15 protein-coding genes are annotated in these 15,239 nt (G+C 63.6%); 12 read left to right on the forward strand and 3 right to left on the reverse strand.

The genetic code is table 11. The features are described from left to right. Positions 1-9: 9 nt before the first annotated feature. From UB48_RS02180 to UB48_RS02220, 9 genes are all read left to right on the forward strand, one after another. Entirely contained in the window at positions 10-1,014 is a 1,005-nt protein-coding gene (locus UB48_RS02180; RefSeq protein WP_010221491.1) for an aspartate carbamoyltransferase catalytic subunit, read from the forward strand. Beyond that, positions 1,011-2,282: a dihydroorotase gene (locus UB48_RS02185; RefSeq protein WP_045193854.1), complete on the forward strand. Its 1,272-nt coding sequence runs from the start codon at positions 1,011-1,013 to the stop codon at positions 2,280-2,282. Before UB48_RS02180 ends, UB48_RS02185 begins: the two co-directional genes overlap by 4 nt. A 177-nt stretch (positions 2,283-2,459) precedes the next feature. Next, positions 2,460-2,990 carry an ATP-dependent protease subunit HslV gene (gene hslV, locus UB48_RS02190; protein WP_028945572.1) on the forward strand — a complete coding sequence of 177 codons (531 nt, stop codon included), beginning with the start codon at positions 2,460-2,462 and terminating at the stop codon, positions 2,988-2,990. Between the two features lie 77 nt (positions 2,991-3,067). Next, a complete protein-coding gene (gene hslU / locus UB48_RS02195) occupies positions 3,068-4,405 on the forward strand; it encodes an ATP-dependent protease ATPase subunit HslU (protein WP_045193855.1) in 1,338 nt (445 codons plus the stop codon). Between the two features lie 92 nt (positions 4,406-4,497). Then, entirely contained in the window at positions 4,498-4,875 is a 378-nt protein-coding gene (locus UB48_RS02200) for a gamma-butyrobetaine hydroxylase-like domain-containing protein (RefSeq protein ID WP_045193856.1), read from the forward strand. Between the two features lie 350 nt (positions 4,876-5,225). Further along, positions 5,226-6,905, forward strand: a complete 1,680-nt coding sequence (gene phaC, locus UB48_RS02205; protein ID WP_045193858.1) for a class II poly(R)-hydroxyalkanoic acid synthase — start codon at positions 5,226-5,228, stop codon at positions 6,903-6,905. A gap of 60 nt (positions 6,906-6,965) precedes the next feature. Then, positions 6,966-7,817 carry a poly(3-hydroxyalkanoate) depolymerase gene (gene phaZ / locus UB48_RS02210; protein ID WP_045193860.1) on the forward strand — a complete coding sequence of 284 codons (852 nt, stop codon included), beginning with the start codon at positions 6,966-6,968 and terminating at the stop codon, positions 7,815-7,817. A gap of 119 nt (positions 7,818-7,936) precedes the next feature. Further along, the gene (gene phaC / locus UB48_RS02215) at positions 7,937-9,619 is read left to right on the forward strand and encodes a class II poly(R)-hydroxyalkanoic acid synthase (protein WP_045193862.1); all 1,683 of its coding nucleotides are present in this window, start codon (positions 7,937-7,939) and stop codon (positions 9,617-9,619) included. A 13-nt stretch (positions 9,620-9,632) separates the two neighbouring features. Further along, positions 9,633-10,247 carry a TetR/AcrR family transcriptional regulator gene (locus UB48_RS02220; protein ID WP_045193863.1) on the forward strand — a complete coding sequence of 205 codons (615 nt, stop codon included), beginning with the start codon at positions 9,633-9,635 and terminating at the stop codon, positions 10,245-10,247. 117 nt (positions 10,248-10,364) lie between these two features. Here UB48_RS02220 and UB48_RS02225 read toward each other — a convergent pair whose 3' ends face one another. The 3 genes from UB48_RS02225 to UB48_RS02235 all read right to left on the reverse strand — a co-directional run bounded on the left by UB48_RS02225 (position 10,365) and on the right by UB48_RS02235 (position 12,098). After that, the gene (locus tag UB48_RS02225; RefSeq protein ID WP_045193864.1) at positions 10,365-11,165 is read right to left on the reverse strand and encodes a phasin family protein; all 801 of its coding nucleotides are present in this window, start codon (positions 11,163-11,165) and stop codon (positions 10,365-10,367) included. A gap of 10 nt (positions 11,166-11,175) precedes the next feature. Further along, entirely contained in the window at positions 11,176-11,595 is a 420-nt protein-coding gene (locus tag UB48_RS02230; RefSeq protein WP_045193865.1) for a phasin family protein, read from the reverse strand. Positions 11,596-11,822: 227 nt separating this feature from the next. After that, a complete protein-coding gene (locus tag UB48_RS02235; RefSeq protein WP_045193867.1) occupies positions 11,823-12,098 on the reverse strand; it encodes a polyhydroxyalkanoic acid system family protein in 276 nt (91 codons plus the stop codon). Positions 12,099-12,222: 124 nt separating this feature from the next. Here UB48_RS02235 and ubiE point away from each other — a divergent pair, with 124 nt between their 5' ends. From ubiE to ubiB, 3 genes are read left to right on the forward strand one after another with little or no spacing between them, the layout of a single operon-like run. Then, entirely contained in the window at positions 12,223-12,993 is a 771-nt protein-coding gene (gene ubiE / locus UB48_RS02240) for a bifunctional demethylmenaquinone methyltransferase/2-methoxy-6-polyprenyl-1,4-benzoquinol methylase UbiE (protein ID WP_045193869.1), read from the forward strand. After that, positions 12,993-13,616, forward strand: a complete 624-nt coding sequence (locus UB48_RS02245; protein WP_045193870.1) for an SCP2 domain-containing protein — start codon at positions 12,993-12,995, stop codon at positions 13,614-13,616. The genes ubiE and UB48_RS02245 overlap by 1 nt, the downstream gene beginning before the upstream one ends. Continuing rightward, the gene (gene ubiB, locus UB48_RS02250) at positions 13,613-15,220 is read left to right on the forward strand and encodes a ubiquinone biosynthesis regulatory protein kinase UbiB (RefSeq protein WP_045193871.1); all 1,608 of its coding nucleotides are present in this window, start codon (positions 13,613-13,615) and stop codon (positions 15,218-15,220) included. Before UB48_RS02245 ends, ubiB begins: the two co-directional genes overlap by 4 nt. Positions 15,221-15,239 lie beyond the last annotated feature (19 nt).

The raw sequence follows: 15,239 nt of genomic DNA on the forward strand, positions 1-15,239 counted from the left end.
TCCCCCGCGATGACGCCAATCGACGCCAAGCGCCCGCTGCAGCTCAATGATCAGGGCCAGCTGCGCCACTTTCTCTCGCTCGACGGTTTGCCCCGCGAACTGCTGACCGAAATCCTCGACACCGCCGACTCGTTCCTCGAAGTCGGCGCCCGGGCCGTGAAGAAGGTCCCGTTGCTGCGCGGCAAGACCGTCTGCAACGTGTTCTTCGAGAACTCCACGCGCACCCGCACCACCTTCGAACTGGCCGCCCAGCGGCTGTCGGCCGACGTCATCACCCTGAACGTGTCGACCTCTTCGACCAGCAAGGGTGAAACCCTGTTCGACACCCTGCGCAACCTCGAAGCCATGGCCGCCGACATGTTCGTCGTGCGTCATGCCGACTCGGGCGCCGCGCACTTCATCGCCGAGCACGTGTGCCCGGAGGTGGCGATCATCAACGGCGGCGACGGCCGCCACGCCCACCCGACCCAGGGCATGCTCGACATGCTCACCATTCGTCGGCACAAGGGCGGCTTCGAGAACCTCTCAGTGGCCATCGTCGGCGACATCCTGCACTCGCGGGTGGCGCGCTCGAACATGCTCGCGCTGAAAACCCTGGGCTGCCCGGACATCCGCGTGATCGGCCCGAAAACCCTGCTGCCGATTGGTATCGAGCAGTATGGGGTGAAGGTCTACACCGACCTCGAGCAAGGCCTCAAGGACGTCGACGTGGTGATCATGCTGCGCCTGCAGCGTGAGCGCATGGCCGGCGGCCTGCTGCCCAGCGAAGGCGAGTTCTACCGCCTGTTCGGCCTGACCACCGCGCGCCTGGCCGGGGCCAAGCCGGATGCCATCGTCATGCACCCGGGCCCGATCAACCGCGGCGTCGAGATTGAATCAGCGGTGGCCGACGGCGCCCACTCGGTGATCCTCAACCAGGTCACCTACGGCATCGCCGTGCGCATGGCGGTGCTGTCCATGGCCATGAGCGGGCAGACCGCGCAACGTCAATTCGAGCAGGAGAACGCCCAGTGACCCTCAGTATTATCGGCGCCCGGGTCATCGACCCGCTGAGCGGCCTGGACCAGACCACTGACCTGCACATCGATGCCGGCAAGATCATCGCCATCGGCGCCGCCCCGGCAGGCTTCAAGCCGGCGCGCAGCATCGACGCCCAAGGCCTGGTAGCCGCCCCCGGCCTGGTCGACCTCAACGTCGCCCTGCGCGAGCCCGGCTACAGCCGCAAGGGCAGCATCGCCAGCGAAACCCGCGCTGCCGCTGCCGGTGGCGTCACCAGCCTGTGCTGCCCGCCGCAGACCAAGCCGGTGCTGGACACCTCGGCAGTGGCCGAGCTGATTCTCGACCGCGCCCGCGAAGCCGGGCACAGCAAGGTCTACCCGATCGGCGCCCTGAGCAAGGGCCTTGAAGGCGAGCAGCTTGCCGAGCTGATTGCCCTGCGCGACGCCGGCTGCGTGGCCTTTGGCAACGGCCTCAATGCCTTTGCCAACAACCGCACCCTGGCCCGCGCCCTGGAATACGCCGCGACCTTCGACCTGACGGTGATCTTCCACTCCCAGGACCGCGACCTGGCCCAGGGTGGCCTGGCCCACGAAGGCGCCATGGCCAGCTTCCTCGGCCTTCCGGGCATCCCGGAAACCGCCGAGACCGTGGCCCTGGCGCGCAACCTGCTGCTGGTCGAACAGACCGGCGTGCGTGCGCACTTCAGCCAGCTGACCAGCGCCCGCGGCGCGCGGCTGATCGCCCAGGCCCAGGAACTGGGCCTGCCGGTGACCGCCGACGTGGCCCTGTACCAGCTGATCCTCACCGATGAAGCGCTGCGCGACTTCTCCAGCCTCTACCACGTGCAACCGCCGCTGCGCACCCGCGCCGACCGCGACGGCCTGCGCGAGGCGGTGAAGTCCGGGGTGATCCAGGCGATTTCCAGCCATCACCAGCCCCACGAGCGGGATGCCAAACTGGCACCGTTCGGCGCCACCGAGCCGGGCATCAGCAGTGTCGAACTGTTGCTGCCGCTGGCCATGACCCTGGTGGAAGACGGCCTGCTCGATTTGCCAACTTTGTTGCAACGTTTGTCTGCAGGCCCTGCAGCAGCGCTGCGCCTGCCAGCGGGCGAGCTGAAGGTAGGCAGTGCCGCAGACCTGGTGCTGTTCGACGCCAAGGCCTCTACCCTGGCCGGCGAGCAATGGCGCTCGAAGGGCGACAACTGCCCGTTCATCGGCCACTGCCTGCCGAGTGCGGTGCGTTATACCTTGGTCGATGGGCATATCAGTCACGAAGCCTGAGTTTGCGCTGCTACATCGCGGGTCAAGCCCGCTCCCACAGGATTTCACCCATCTCTGTGGGAGCGGGCTCGACCCGCGATAGCCATTACCACTCATCCTGCAAGGTTGAAATCCTTCCCACCACCCCCATATGAGTCTGCATCAGGCATTTTCGCCCCGCTGCGTGGAGACTCTCCCTTGACCACCATCGTTTCAGTTCGCCGCCACGGCAAAGTCGTCATGGGCGGCGACGGCCAGGTTTCTCTCGGCAACACCGTGATGAAAGGCAACGCCAAGAAAGTCCGCCGCCTGTACCACGGCCAGGTCATCGCCGGTTTCGCCGGTGCCACCGCCGACGCCTTCACCCTGTTCGAACGCTTTGAAGGGCAACTGGAAAAACACCAGGGCCATCTGATCCGCGCCGCCGTGGAGCTGGCCAAAGAGTGGCGTACCGACCGCTCCCTGAGCCGCCTGGAAGCCATGCTGGCGGTAGCCAACAAGGACGCATCGCTGATCATCACCGGCAACGGTGACGTGGTCGAACCCGAAGATGGCCTGATTGCCATGGGTTCCGGTGGCGCCTACGCCCAGGCCGCCGCCCGCGCCCTGCTGCAAAAGACCGACCTCTCGGCCCGCGAAATCGCCGAGACCGCGCTGAACATCGCCGGTGACATCTGTGTGTTCACCAACCACAACCTGACCATCGAGGAGCAGGACCTGGCCGAGTAATTCAGCTGTTCTGGCGCCCGGCCCCGGTGGCCGGGCTTTTCCACGCTGACTTATCGAGCCCAAGGACCATCACTATCATGTCCATGACCCCCCGCGAGATCGTCCACGAACTCAACCGCCATATCATCGGCCAGGACGACGCCAAGCGCGCCGTCGCCATCGCCCTGCGCAACCGCTGGCGGCGCATGCAGCTGCCGGCCGAGCTGCGCGTTGAAGTGACGCCGAAGAACATCCTGATGATCGGCCCGACCGGCGTCGGCAAGACCGAAATCGCCCGGCGCCTGGCAAAGCTTGCCAACGCCCCGTTCATCAAGGTCGAAGCGACCAAGTTCACCGAAGTCGGCTATGTCGGCCGTGACGTCGAGTCGATCATCCGCGACCTCGCCGATGCGGCGATCAAGATGCTCCGCGAGCAGGAAATCATCCGCGTCGGCCACCGCGCCGAAGATGCTGCCGAAGAGCGCATCCTCGACGCCCTGCTGCCACCGGCGCGCACCGGCTTCAACGAAGACCAGGTCGCCAGCCAGGACTCCAACACCCGCCAGCTGTTCCGCAAGCGCTTGCGCGAAGGCCAGCTGGACGACAAGGAAATCGAGATCGAAGTGGCCGAGGCCGTGGGTGTCGATATTTCCGCGCCGCCGGGCATGGAGGAGATGACCAACCAGTTGCAGAACCTGTTCGCCAACATGGGCAAGGGCAAGCGCAAGAGCCGCAAGCTCAAGGTCAAGGAAGCGCTCAAGCTGGTGCGCGACGAAGAAGCCGGGCGCCTGGTCAACGAAGACGAGCTCAAGGCCAAGGCCCTGGAAGCGGTCGAGCAGCACGGCATCGTGTTCATCGACGAAATCGACAAGGTTGCCAAGCGCGGTAACGTTGGCGGCGCCGATGTTTCCCGTGAGGGCGTGCAGCGCGACCTGCTGCCACTGATCGAAGGCTGCACGGTGAACACCAAGCTGGGCATGGTCAAGACCGACCACATCCTGTTCATCGCCTCCGGTGCCTTCCACCTGAGCAAGCCGAGCGACCTGGTGCCCGAGCTGCAAGGTCGCCTGCCGATTCGCGTCGAACTCAAGGCCCTGAGCCCGGAAGACTTCGAGCGTATCCTCAGCGAACCGCACGCCTCGCTCACCGAGCAATACCGTGAGCTGCTGAAAACCGAAGGCCTGAACATCGAGTTCGCCGCCGACGGCATCAAGCGCCTGGCCGAGATCGCCTGGCAGGTCAACGAGAAAACCGAGAACATCGGTGCCCGTCGCCTGCACACCTTGCTCGAGCGCCTGCTCGAAGAGGTGTCGTTCAGCGCCGGCGACCTGGCCAGCGCCCACAGCGAAGCGCCGATCCGCATCGACGCCGACTACGTCAACAGCCACCTGGGCGAATTGGCGCAGAACGAAGACCTGTCTCGCTACATTCTGTAGCTCAGCGGCAAGCGGCAAGCTATAAGCTACAAGCTGGACACCGGTGTCTTGTAGCTTGTAGCTTGCAGCTTGTAGCCCAAGAGCCCTTATCCATGACCAGAATCCCCACCGGCATCAACCTGCACAAAGCCTCCAAGACCCTTACCCTGACCTACGGGCCAGGCGAGGTGTACAACCTGCCCGCCGAATTCCTGCGCGTGCACTCCCCTTCCGCCGAGGTCCAGGGCCACGGCAATCCGATCCTCCAGTACGGCAAGCTTGGCGTTGGCTTGAGCGGGCTGGAACCTGCCGGCCAGTACGCACTGAAACTGACCTTCGACGACGGCCACGACAGCGGCCTGTTCACCTGGGAATACCTTGAGCAGTTGTGCCTGCGCCAGCAGGAACTCTGGGATGACTACCTTGGCGAGCTGAAAAAAGCCGGCAAATCCCGCGACCCCAACGAGTCGATCGTCAAGCTGATGCTCTAGCTCGGGCCCCTCAGGGTTTAGAGCGCATTTTCTAATTCTATTTGCTTGAATGCCTGCACCACGGCCAATGAGTGGCCGTCTTGCGCTATACCAAAAAGTCGGGTAACCAATGGATCTGGCAAGTTCCCTGCATCGGATTTAATGCAGGGTCGGGCTGGTATGTAGAGGTCGCGAGCGAAAGCAGGCAGTCTTCTCACGCAGAAAAAACCCGCATGGCTCATCGTCGTTTGCATCCGGCCGCAGGACCGCAGTTCGTTATCACTGGTCACCCGAGCAGCAGTACCGGGCGTTCGTCTGTGTAACGCGCACAGTCAAACCGGTACTCGTCTCAGGACAACGGAGCGTCGTAGATGAGTAACAAGAATAACGATGACCTGCAGCGCCAAGCCTCGGAAAACACCCTGGGTCTGAACCCGGTGATCGGCTTGCGCCGCAAGGATTTGCTGACATCTGCTCGAATGGTCCTGCGTCAGGCCATTCGTCAACCGCTGCACAGTGCCAAGCATGTCGCCCATTTCGGCATGGAGCTGAAAGATGTGATCTTCGGCAAGTCGAGCTTGCAGCCCGAGGGCGACGACCGCCGTTTTCACGACCCGGCCTGGAGCCAGAACCCGCTGTATCGCCGCTACCTGCAGACCTACCTGGCCTGGCGCAAGGAACTGCACGACTGGATCGATACCAGCAACCTCTCCGACCAGGACATCAGCCGCGGCCACTTCGTCATCAACCTGATGACCGAGGCCATGGCGCCGACCAACACCGCAGCCAACCCGGCGGCGGTCAAGCGCTTCTTCGAAACCGGTGGCAAGAGCCTGCTCGACGGCCTGTCGAACCTGGCCAAGGACATGGTCAACAATGGCGGCATGCCCAGCCAGGTGAACATGGACGCCTTCGAGGTCGGCAAGAACCTCGGCACCAGCGAAGGCGCGGTGGTGTTTCGCAACGACGTGCTGGAACTGATCCAGTACCGGCCGATCACCGAGCAGGTGCTGGAAAAGCCGCTGCTGGTGGTACCGCCGCAAATCAACAAGTTCTACGTCTTCGACCTCAGCCCGGAAAAGAGCCTGGCGCGTTTCTGCCTGCGCTCCAACGTGCAGACCTTCATCGTCAGCTGGCGCAACCCGACCAAGTCCCAGCGCGAATGGGGCCTGTCGACCTACATCGACGCGCTCAAGGAAGCGGTCGACGTGATCCTGGCGATCACCGGCAGCAAGGACCTGAACATGCTCGGCGCCTGCTCCGGCGGTATCACCTGCACTGCGCTGGTGGGCCACTACGCGGCGCTGGGCGAAAAGAAGGTCAACGCCCTGACCCTGCTGGTCAGCGTGCTCGATACCACCCTCGATACCCAGGTGGCCCTGTTCGTCGACGAGCAGACCCTCGAGGCGGCCAAGCGCCATTCCTATCAGGCCGGTGTGCTCGAAGGCCGAGACATGGCCAAGGTATTCGCCTGGATGCGCCCCAACGACCTGATCTGGAACTACTGGGTCAACAACTACCTGCTGGGCAACGAGCCGCCGGTGTTCGACATCCTGTTCTGGAACAACGACACCACGCGCCTGCCGGCCGCCTTCCACGGCGACCTGATCGAAATGTTCAAAAACAATCCACTGCTGCGCCCCGATGCACTGGAAGTGTGCGGTACGCCGATCGACCTCAAGCAGGTGACCACCGACATCTTCAGCGTCGCCGGTACCGCCGATCACATCACCCCGTGGCAGTCATGCTACAAGTCGGCGCAGCTGTTCGGTGGCAAGGTCGAGTTCCTGCTGTCCAACAGCGGCCATATCCAGAGCATCCTCAACCCGCCGGGCAACCCCAAGGCGCGCTACATGACCAACAGTGAAATGCCCGCCAGCGCCCTCGACTGGCAAGAGAACTCGACCAAGCACACCGATTCCTGGTGGCTGTACTGGCACACCTGGCTGGCCGAGCGTTCGGGCAAGCTGAAAAAGGCCCCGGCCAACCTTGGCAACAAGGCCCATGTGGCCGGTGCCGCAGCGCCAGGGACTTACGTTCACGAGCGTTGATAGCGAACACCGCCGCAGCTCGCAAGGGCTGCGGCGTTTACAAACCACAGGGCTTCGCGCATGCCGCAACCGTACATTTTCAGGACCGTCGACCTGGATGGCCAGACCATCCGCACCGCCGTCCGACCCGGCAAGCCGCACTTGACGCCCTTGCTGATCTTCAATGGCATCGGCGCCAACCTGGAGCTGGTGTTCCCGTTCATCCAGGCCCTGGACCCGGACCTTGAGGTAATTGCCTTCGACGTGCCGGGGGTCGGCGGTTCATCGACCCCGCGCCACCCCTACCGTTTTCCGGGCCTGGCCAAGCTTACCGCGCGCATGCTCGACTACCTCGACTATGGCCAGGTCAATGTCATTGGCGTGTCCTGGGGCGGGGCGCTGGCCCAGCAGTTCGCCCATGACTACCCCGAGCGCTGCAAGAAACTGGTGCTGGCTGCCACCGCCGCTGGCGCGGTGATGGTGCCGGGCAAGCCCAAGGTGTTGTGGTTGATGGCCAGCCCCCGGCGCTACGTGCAACCGTCCCATGTGATCCGCATCGCCCCGCAGATCTACGGCGGCGCCTTTCGCCGGGACCCGGACCTGGCCCTGTCGCACGCGGCCAAGGTGCGCTCAGGCGGCAAGCTCGGTTACTACTGGCAACTGTTCGCCGGGCTTGGCTGGACCAGCATTCACTGGCTGCACAAGATCCAGCAGCCGACCCTGGTGCTGGCCGGTGACGATGACCCGTTGATTCCCTTGATCAACATGCGCCTGCTGGCCTGGCGAATTCCCAATGCCCAGCTACACATAATCGACGACGGCCACTTGTTCCTGATCACCCGGGCCGAGGCCGTCGCCCCGATCATCATGAAGTTTCTCCAGCAAGAGCGCCAACGCGCCGTCATGCACCCTCGGCCCGCCCCCAGCAGCTGAGACGCCTGCCACACCCGAGCCCATGGCAGGATGCCAGGCACCCCGGGTGCGCGGCGTGAGGTTGGTGTCGCTCTTGCATTGATGTGTTTGTTGATGGCCTGACGACGGAGTGTTGCCTGATGAAAGACAAACCCGCTAAGGGATCGCCACCGGTCCCCGCCACCTATATGAACGTGCAGAGTGCAATCAGCGGTCTGCGCGGCCGCGACCTGCTCTCGACCTTGCGCAGCGTCAGCCGTCATGGCTTGCGCCATCCGCTGCATACCGCCAAGCACATGCTCGCCCTGGGCGGTCAGCTGGGCAAGGTGCTGCTGGGTGAAACGCCCTACCAGCCCGGCCCTCGCGACAACCGCTTCAAAGACCCCGCCTGGAGCCAGAACCCGCTCTACAGTCGCGGCCTGCAGGCCTACCTGGCGTGGCAGAAGCAGACCCGCCTGTGGATCGATGAAAGCCAGCTGGCACCCGATGATCGCGCCCGCGCACACTTTCTGTTCACCCTGCTCAACGATGCCGTGGCGCCGAGCAACTCGTTGCTCAACCCGCTGGCGGTCAAGGAGCTGTTCAACTCCGGCGGCCTGAGCCTGGTGCGCGGCATCAACCACCTGCTCGATGATTTGCGCCACAACGACGGTCTGCCGCGCCAGGTCAATCCGCAGGCCTTCGAAGTCGGCCGTAACCTGGCCACCACGCCGGGCTCGGTGGTGTTTCGCAACGAGCTGCTGGAACTGATCCAGTACAAGCCGATGAGCGAAAAACAGTACGCCAGGCCCTTGCTGATCGTGCCGCCGCAGATCAACAAGTTCTACATCTTCGACCTCAGCCCGGCCAACAGCTTCGTCCAGTACATGCTCAAGAACGGCCTGCAGACCTTTATGATCAGCTGGCGCAATCCTGACCCGCGCCACCGTGAGTGGGGCCTGTCGAGTTATGTCGAGGCGCTGGAGGAAGCACTCAACGTGTGCCGGGCGATCACCGGCAGCCGCGAGGTCAATCTCATGGGCGCCTGTGCCGGTGGCCTGACCATGGCGGCGCTGCAAGGCCATTTGCAAGCCAAGCGCCAACTGCGCCGGGTCAGCAGCGCCACCTACCTGGTCAGCCTGCTCGACAGCCAGATCGACAGCCCGGCAAGCCTGTTCGCCGACGAGCAGACCCTCGAAGCGGCCAAGCGCCGTTCCTACCAGCAAGGCGTGCTCGATGGCCGCGAGATCGCCCGGGTGTTCGCCTGGATGCGCCCCAACGACCTGATCTGGAACTACTGGGTCAACAACTACCTGCTGGGCAAGGCGCCACCGGCGTTCGACATCCTTTACTGGAACAACGACAACACCCGCCTGCCGGCGGCGCTGCACGGCGACCTGCTGGACTTCTTCAAGCACAACCCGCTGGCCCGCGCCGCAGGCCTTGAGGTATGCGGCACGCCGATCGACCTGCAGAAGGTCAACGTCGACAGCTTCAGCGTCGCCGGCAGCAACGACCACATCACCCCCTGGGATGCGGTGTACCGCTCGGCGGCACTGCTCGGCGGCGACAAGCGCTTCATCCTTGCCAACAGCGGCCATGTGCAAAGCATCATCAACCCGCCGGGCAACCCCAAGGCGCACTACGTCGACAACCCGCGCCTGAGCAGCGACCCGCGGGCCTGGCTCTACGATGGCAAGCAGGTCGACGGCAGCTGGTGGCCGCAGTGGCTGGAGTGGATTCAGGCACGCTCCGGCGTGCAGCGCGAAACCCTGATGGCCCTCGGCAACCAGAACTACCCTCCCATGGACCCCGCGCCCGGCAGCTACGTGCAGGCGCGCTGAACAAGAAGAACGGATGAAAACCCGCGACCGTATCCTCGAATGTGCCCTGCAACTGTTCAACCGCCAGGGCGAGCCGAATGTCTCGACCCTGGAGATTGCCAACGAAATGGGCATCAGCCCGGGCAACCTCTACTACCACTTCCACGGCAAGGAGCCGCTGGTGCTGGGGTTGTTCGAACGCTTCGAGGACGAGCTCACGCCGCTGCTCGACCCGCCGCTGGAAGTGCGCCTGGATGCTGAGGACTACTGGTTGTTCCTGCACTTGATCGTCGAGCGCATGGCCCAGTACCGGTTTCTGTTCCAGGACCTGTCGAACCTGACCGGGCGCCTGCCCAAGCTGGCCCGCGGCATGCGCAACCTGCTCAACGCGCTCAAGCGCACCCTGGCGGCGCTGCTGGCCAGCCTCAAGGCCCAGGGCCAGGTGCTCAGCGATACGCGGGCGCTGGGGCAACTGGTGGAACAGATCACCCTGACCCTGCTGTTCTCGCTCGATTACCAACGGGTGCTGGCTCGCGAAGGTGAAGTCGGAGTGGTGGTCTACCAGGTGATGATGCTGGTGGCGCCGCACCTGGAGGCGGGGTCGCGGTATGCGGCAGAGCAGTTGGCCTTGAGGTATCTGGATGGCTGACCCTAGGACTGCTTCGCAGCCCGTTCGCCGGCAAGGTCGGCTCCCACAAACCCGGTGCAACACCCATAATGAAAACGCCCGGCACAAGGCCGGGCGTAGACTGACAGCCGCCTGAAATCAGGCCTGGCTGGTCGGGCTTGCCGATGGCGACGACGCCGGTGCGACCGCTGCAGCACTGGCTGCTGGCGCCGGGCTTGGCGACGGTGCAGCGCTGGCCGCAGGGGCCGCCGGCTTCGCCGCTGCAGGTTTAGCTGCTGGCTTGGCCGCTGGCTTTTTCACTGCCGGCTTCTTCGCCGCAGCCGGTTTGGCTGCAGGCTTGGCTGCTACCGGCTTGGCTGCTGGCTTGGCCGCAGGTTTAGCCGCTGCGGTTTTCGCCGCTGGCTTGGCTGCAGGTTTTGCCGCTGCAGTTTTCGCCGCAGGCTTGGCTGCAGGCTTGGCCGCAGGTTTCGCTGCAGCCTTGGCCAATGGCTTGGCTGCGGTCTTGCTCGCTGCCGGTTTCTTCGAGATAGGCGTAACCGATGCACCGGTCAGCTTCTCGATCTGCTTGGTCAGCGTATCGACCTTCGAATGCAGCGCCTTGACCTCACTGCGGCTCGGCACGCCAAGGCGCGAGATCGCACTGTTAAGGCGCTTGTCGAAAGCACCTTCGAGCTCGTCCCACTTGCCCAGTGCGCGGTCCTTGACGTCGCTGATGCGCGAGGTCGCCGACTTGGCGGTTGCCTTGGCGGAGTCGACAGAGCCCTTGGCGAGTTTTTCAGCTTTCTCACCCTCCTTGACCAGGTTGTCAAACACCTTGCTGCCATCCTGATCGATCTTGGAGTAGATACCCAAACCAGCCAGCCAGATCTTGCGGGAATACTTCTCGATCCCCCCGACCCAGGAGCTGCCTTCTTTTTCAGTATTCTTCTTGCCAGCCATCCCGCTCTCCTTATTGTTTACGTGCGACACGTTCAAGCAATGCCGTGAGCTCATCGAGCTTGACAGAGAGTGTCTCCACGTCATGTTTAGACGGAATGCCGATGCGATTCAAGGCGCTCGCGACCCGTGTGTCGAAAGCCTTTTCGATTTTGTCGAGTTGAACCTCGACCTTGCCCTTCACGCTGCTCAGTTCGCCCTTCACCGAATCGATCTCGGAGTTGGCGGCATCGACCTTGGCATCGAGCTTTTTCTTGCCGCGTTTTTCTACCGATTCACCGGCCTTGACCAGCTCTTTCAGGTAGTCGGCACCTTCCTGGCCGACCCGGGTGTAAGCCCCGAGGCCTGCCAGCCAGATCTTGCGCGCGTAGCTGCGCACTTCACCCAACGTGCGCTGGGCGTCGTCTTTTTTCTTCAGGATAACTTTGGCCATGCTCTGCACCTCACGCTCTGAACGGAAATGGAGGAACTGCCCAGCGAAGTTGGGCTTGAGCACAAGGTAGGGGGAAAAATTAGAATTGGCACACTAATAAAAGGGGCAGAGACAAGCTTCAAGCTTCAAGCGGCAAGAAAGGCAGCGGTGATCTTGAAACTGTCGTGCCCCTCCCACTCACCGCGAACCACTTGCAGCTTAAAGCTTGCAGCTCCCCCCTTGAGCCGCTAGGCGAGCGCCTTATCCAGCGCCCGCTCGATCTCGCTTTTGATGGTCCCGCTCATCATCGACAGCATCATGCCCAGCTTCAGCTCGACCTTGATGCTGTCCTCGCCAATCTGCACGCTGCCGTTGGCGCCACTGCGCTTGACCTCGACCCTGTCGCCGTTCCAGCTGGCCTTGAGGTCGTATTCGCGGGCCAGCTTGTCGACCAGGGCCTCGGCCTTTTGCCGGGCCGCGTCGCGGCCCAGGCTGTGTTTGCGTTCAACGCTGATCTGGGTCATTCATTCAATCCTGGGTTCGAAGGCATACTTATATTATGCCCGCGCCCCACCTGCGACACACCCCGCCAAGACAAATCCGACCGTACGCCCTAGAATGGCCAGTAATTTTTTCCGGTGAAGCGATATGAACGATCAGCGCAAAGGCGACCACGCCGAACCCACCACCCACTTCGGCTACAAAGACGTGCCGGAAAGCCAGAAGGCCGAGAAAGTCGCCGAGGTGTTCCACTCGGTGGCGGCCAAGTACGACCTGATGAACGATGTGCTCTCCGGCGGCATGCACCGCCTGTGGAAGCGCTTCACCATCGAGCTGTCGGGCGTGCGTCCGGGTAACCGGGTGCTCGACATCGCGGGCGGCACGGGCGACCTGGCGGCCAAGTTCTCGCAACTGGTCGGCCCCACCGGCCAGGTGGTACTGGCCGACATCAACGAGTCGATGCTCAAGGTTGGCCGCGACCGCCTGCTCGACCGCGGCGTGGCCGGCAACATCGAGTTCGTCCAGGCCGACGCTGAAAAGCTGCCGTTCCCGGACAACCATTTCGACTGCGTGACCATCGCCTTCGGCCTGCGCAACGTCACCCACAAGGAAGACGCCATCCGCTCCATGCTGCGGGTGCTCAAGCCCGGCGGCCGCCTGCTGGTGCTGGAATTTTCCAAGCCGACCAACAAGCTGATGTCCAAGGTCTACGATGCCTATTCGTTCGCCTTCATGCCGCTGGCCGGCAAGCTGATCACCAACGACTCGGAAAGCTATCGCTACCTGGCCGAATCGATCCGCATGCACCCTGACCAGGAAACCCTCAAGGCGATGATGGTCGAGGCCGGTTTCGACCGCGTCACCTACCACAACATGACCAGCGGCATCGTCGCCCTGCACCGCGGAATCAAGCCCTGATGCTCCTGGCCGGCCTGCTCGCCAGCGTCGAACACGGCCTCAACCGTGTTTTGCGCCTGGACAGCACAGCGCTGCCGCGCCTGCGCCCGCTCGACGGCAAGGTGATTGCCATCGACTGCCGCCAGCCGGCCCTGCAGCTGTTCATCCTGCCCAGTGACGAAGGCCTGATGCTTGCCACGCACTGGGCCAATGAGGCCGACTGCACCTTGCGCGCGCCGGCCAGCAGCCTGCTGCGCCTGGCCCTGAGCCAGGACAAGAGTGCCATTCTGCACAGCCCGCAGGTCGAGCTTGAAGGCGACAGTGCGGTGCTGCTCGACCTGGTAGCGGTTCTGCAGGACCTGGAGCTCGACTGGGAGTACGAAGTCTCGCGCTGGCTCGGCCCGGTCGCCACGCAACTGCTCAGCGGCCACTTGCGCAGCCGCGCCAACTGGACCCGCCAGGGCCTGGCGGCGCTCAACCAGAACCTTTCCGAGTACCTCGCCGAAGAGGCCCGGACCCTGGTCGGCCAGCGCGAAGCCGAAGCCCGTTTCAGCGAACTCGACACGCTCAAAGTCGATATTGAACGCCTTGAGGCGCGCATCGAGCGCCTTGCCCGATCCCTTGATACCAGCGATAACGCATGAAGCTGCTTGCCGTCCGCCGTCTGTTGCGCATCCAGCGCGTCGTGATCCGTTACCGTCTCGATGACCTGCTGTTCGCCCTGCCCCTGCCCTGGTGGCTGATGGGCCTGCGCTATGCCATGCCCTGGCGCTGGCTACCGCGCAAGGAGCTGCAGCTTAGCCGTGGCGCGCGCCTGCGCCTGGCGCTGCAGGACCTGGGGCCGATCTTCATCAAGTTCGGCCAGTTGCTCTCGACCCGCCGCGACCTGCTGCCCGAAGACATCGCCGACGAGCTGATGCTGCTGCAAGACCGGGTTCCGCCGTTCGATCCGCAAAAAGCCATCGCCCTGATCGAAGAACAGCTCGGTGCGAAGATCAGCGAAGTGTTCAGCCGCTTCGACGTCGAGCCGCTGGCTTCGGCGTCGGTAGCCCAGGTCCACGCGGCCAAGCTCAAGAGCGGTGAAGAGGTGGTGGTCAAGGTCGTGCGCCCGGGCCTCAAGCCGATCATTGCCCAGGACCTGGCCTGGTTGTTCCTGATCGCCCGCGGTGCCGAACGGGTTTCGGCCGATGCGCGCCTGCTGCACCCGGTGGAAGTGGTCAACGACTACGAAAAGACCATCTACGACGAACTCGACCTGTTGCGCGAGGCGGCCAACGCCAGCCAGCTCAAGCGCAACTTCGAAGGCTCGGAGATGATGTACGTGCCCCAGGTCTACTGGGACTGGTGCCGGCCGAAAGTGCTGGTGATGGAGCGCATCTACGGTATTCAGGTCACTGACCTTGCGACCCTGGCCGACCAGCGCACCGACATGAAGATGCTCGCCGAGCGCGGCGTGGAGATCTTCTTCACCCAGGTGTTTCGTGACAGCTTCTTCCACGCCGACATGCACCCTGGCAACATCTTCGTCAGCACGGTCAAGCCGTGGAGCCCGCAGTACATTGCCATCGACTGCGGCATCGTCGGCAGCCTGACCCCCGAGGACCAGGACTACCTGGCGCGCAACCTGTTTGCCTTCTTCAAGCGCGACTACCGCCGTGTGGCGCAGTTGCACATCGATTCGGGCTGGGTACCGGCGCAGACCAAGCTCAACGAATTCGAAGCGGCGATCCGCACCGTGTGCGAGCCGATCTTCGAAAAACCGTTAAAGGATATTTCCTTCGGCCAGGTGCTGATGCGTCTGTTCCAGACCGCGCGGCGCTTCAACATGGAAGTCCAGCCGCAGCTGGTGCTGCTGCAAAAGACCCTGCTCAACATCGAAGGCCTGGGCCGCCAGCTGTACCCCGACCTCGACCTGTGGAGCACCGCCCAGCCGTTCCTCGAACGTTGGATGCGCGAGCGCGTCAGCCCCAAGACCCTGCTGCAGAACCTGCATGGCCAGGTCGAGCAGATCCCGCACCTGGCCGGCATGACCCGCGACCTGCTCGAACGCATGTCGCAGCCGCACCTGGCCGACCCGCCAGCACCCTGGCAGCACAAGAGCGATCACTGGGCCCTGCGCCTGCTCGGTGCCGGCCTGCTTGGCGGCGGCGCCACTCTGGCAGCCGGCGCGGTGAGCCTCAGCGCCCCTGCTGCCTGGCCGGCCTGGCTGATGCTGGCCGCCGGCCTCTACCTGATCGTGCGTCGATAGCCAGCCGGGCCGCTGGCTG

The sequence above is a fragment of the Pseudomonas sp. 2(2015) genome, from assembly GCF_000955865.1.
GTDB lineage: Bacteria > Pseudomonadota > Gammaproteobacteria > Pseudomonadales > Pseudomonadaceae > Aquipseudomonas.

Coding starts and splice junctions, on each gene's coding strand:
- hslU (WP_045193855.1), top strand. CDS start 3,068: ATGTCCATGACCCCCCGCGAGATCGTCCACGAACTCAACCGCCATATC.
- ubiE (WP_045193869.1), top strand. CDS start 12,223: ATGAACGATCAGCGCAAAGGCGACCACGCCGAACCCACCACCCACTTC.
- phaC (WP_045193862.1), top strand. CDS start 7,937: ATGAAAGACAAACCCGCTAAGGGATCGCCACCGGTCCCCGCCACCTAT.
- phaZ (WP_045193860.1), top strand. CDS start 6,966: ATGCCGCAACCGTACATTTTCAGGACCGTCGACCTGGATGGCCAGACC.
- ubiB (WP_045193871.1), top strand. CDS start 13,613: ATGAAGCTGCTTGCCGTCCGCCGTCTGTTGCGCATCCAGCGCGTCGTG.
- UB48_RS02230 (WP_045193865.1), bottom strand. CDS start 11,595: ATGGCCAAAGTTATCCTGAAGAAAAAAGACGACGCCCAGCGCACGTTG.
- UB48_RS02180 (WP_010221491.1), top strand. CDS start 10: ATGACGCCAATCGACGCCAAGCGCCCGCTGCAGCTCAATGATCAGGGC.
- UB48_RS02225 (WP_045193864.1), bottom strand. CDS start 11,165: ATGGCTGGCAAGAAGAATACTGAAAAAGAAGGCAGCTCCTGGGTCGGG.
- UB48_RS02220 (WP_045193863.1), top strand. CDS start 9,633: ATGAAAACCCGCGACCGTATCCTCGAATGTGCCCTGCAACTGTTCAAC.
- UB48_RS02200 (WP_045193856.1), top strand. CDS start 4,498: ATGACCAGAATCCCCACCGGCATCAACCTGCACAAAGCCTCCAAGACC.
- UB48_RS02235 (WP_045193867.1), bottom strand. CDS start 12,098: ATGACCCAGATCAGCGTTGAACGCAAACACAGCCTGGGCCGCGACGCG.
- phaC (WP_045193858.1), top strand. CDS start 5,226: ATGAGTAACAAGAATAACGATGACCTGCAGCGCCAAGCCTCGGAAAAC.
- UB48_RS02245 (WP_045193870.1), top strand. CDS start 12,993: ATGCTCCTGGCCGGCCTGCTCGCCAGCGTCGAACACGGCCTCAACCGT.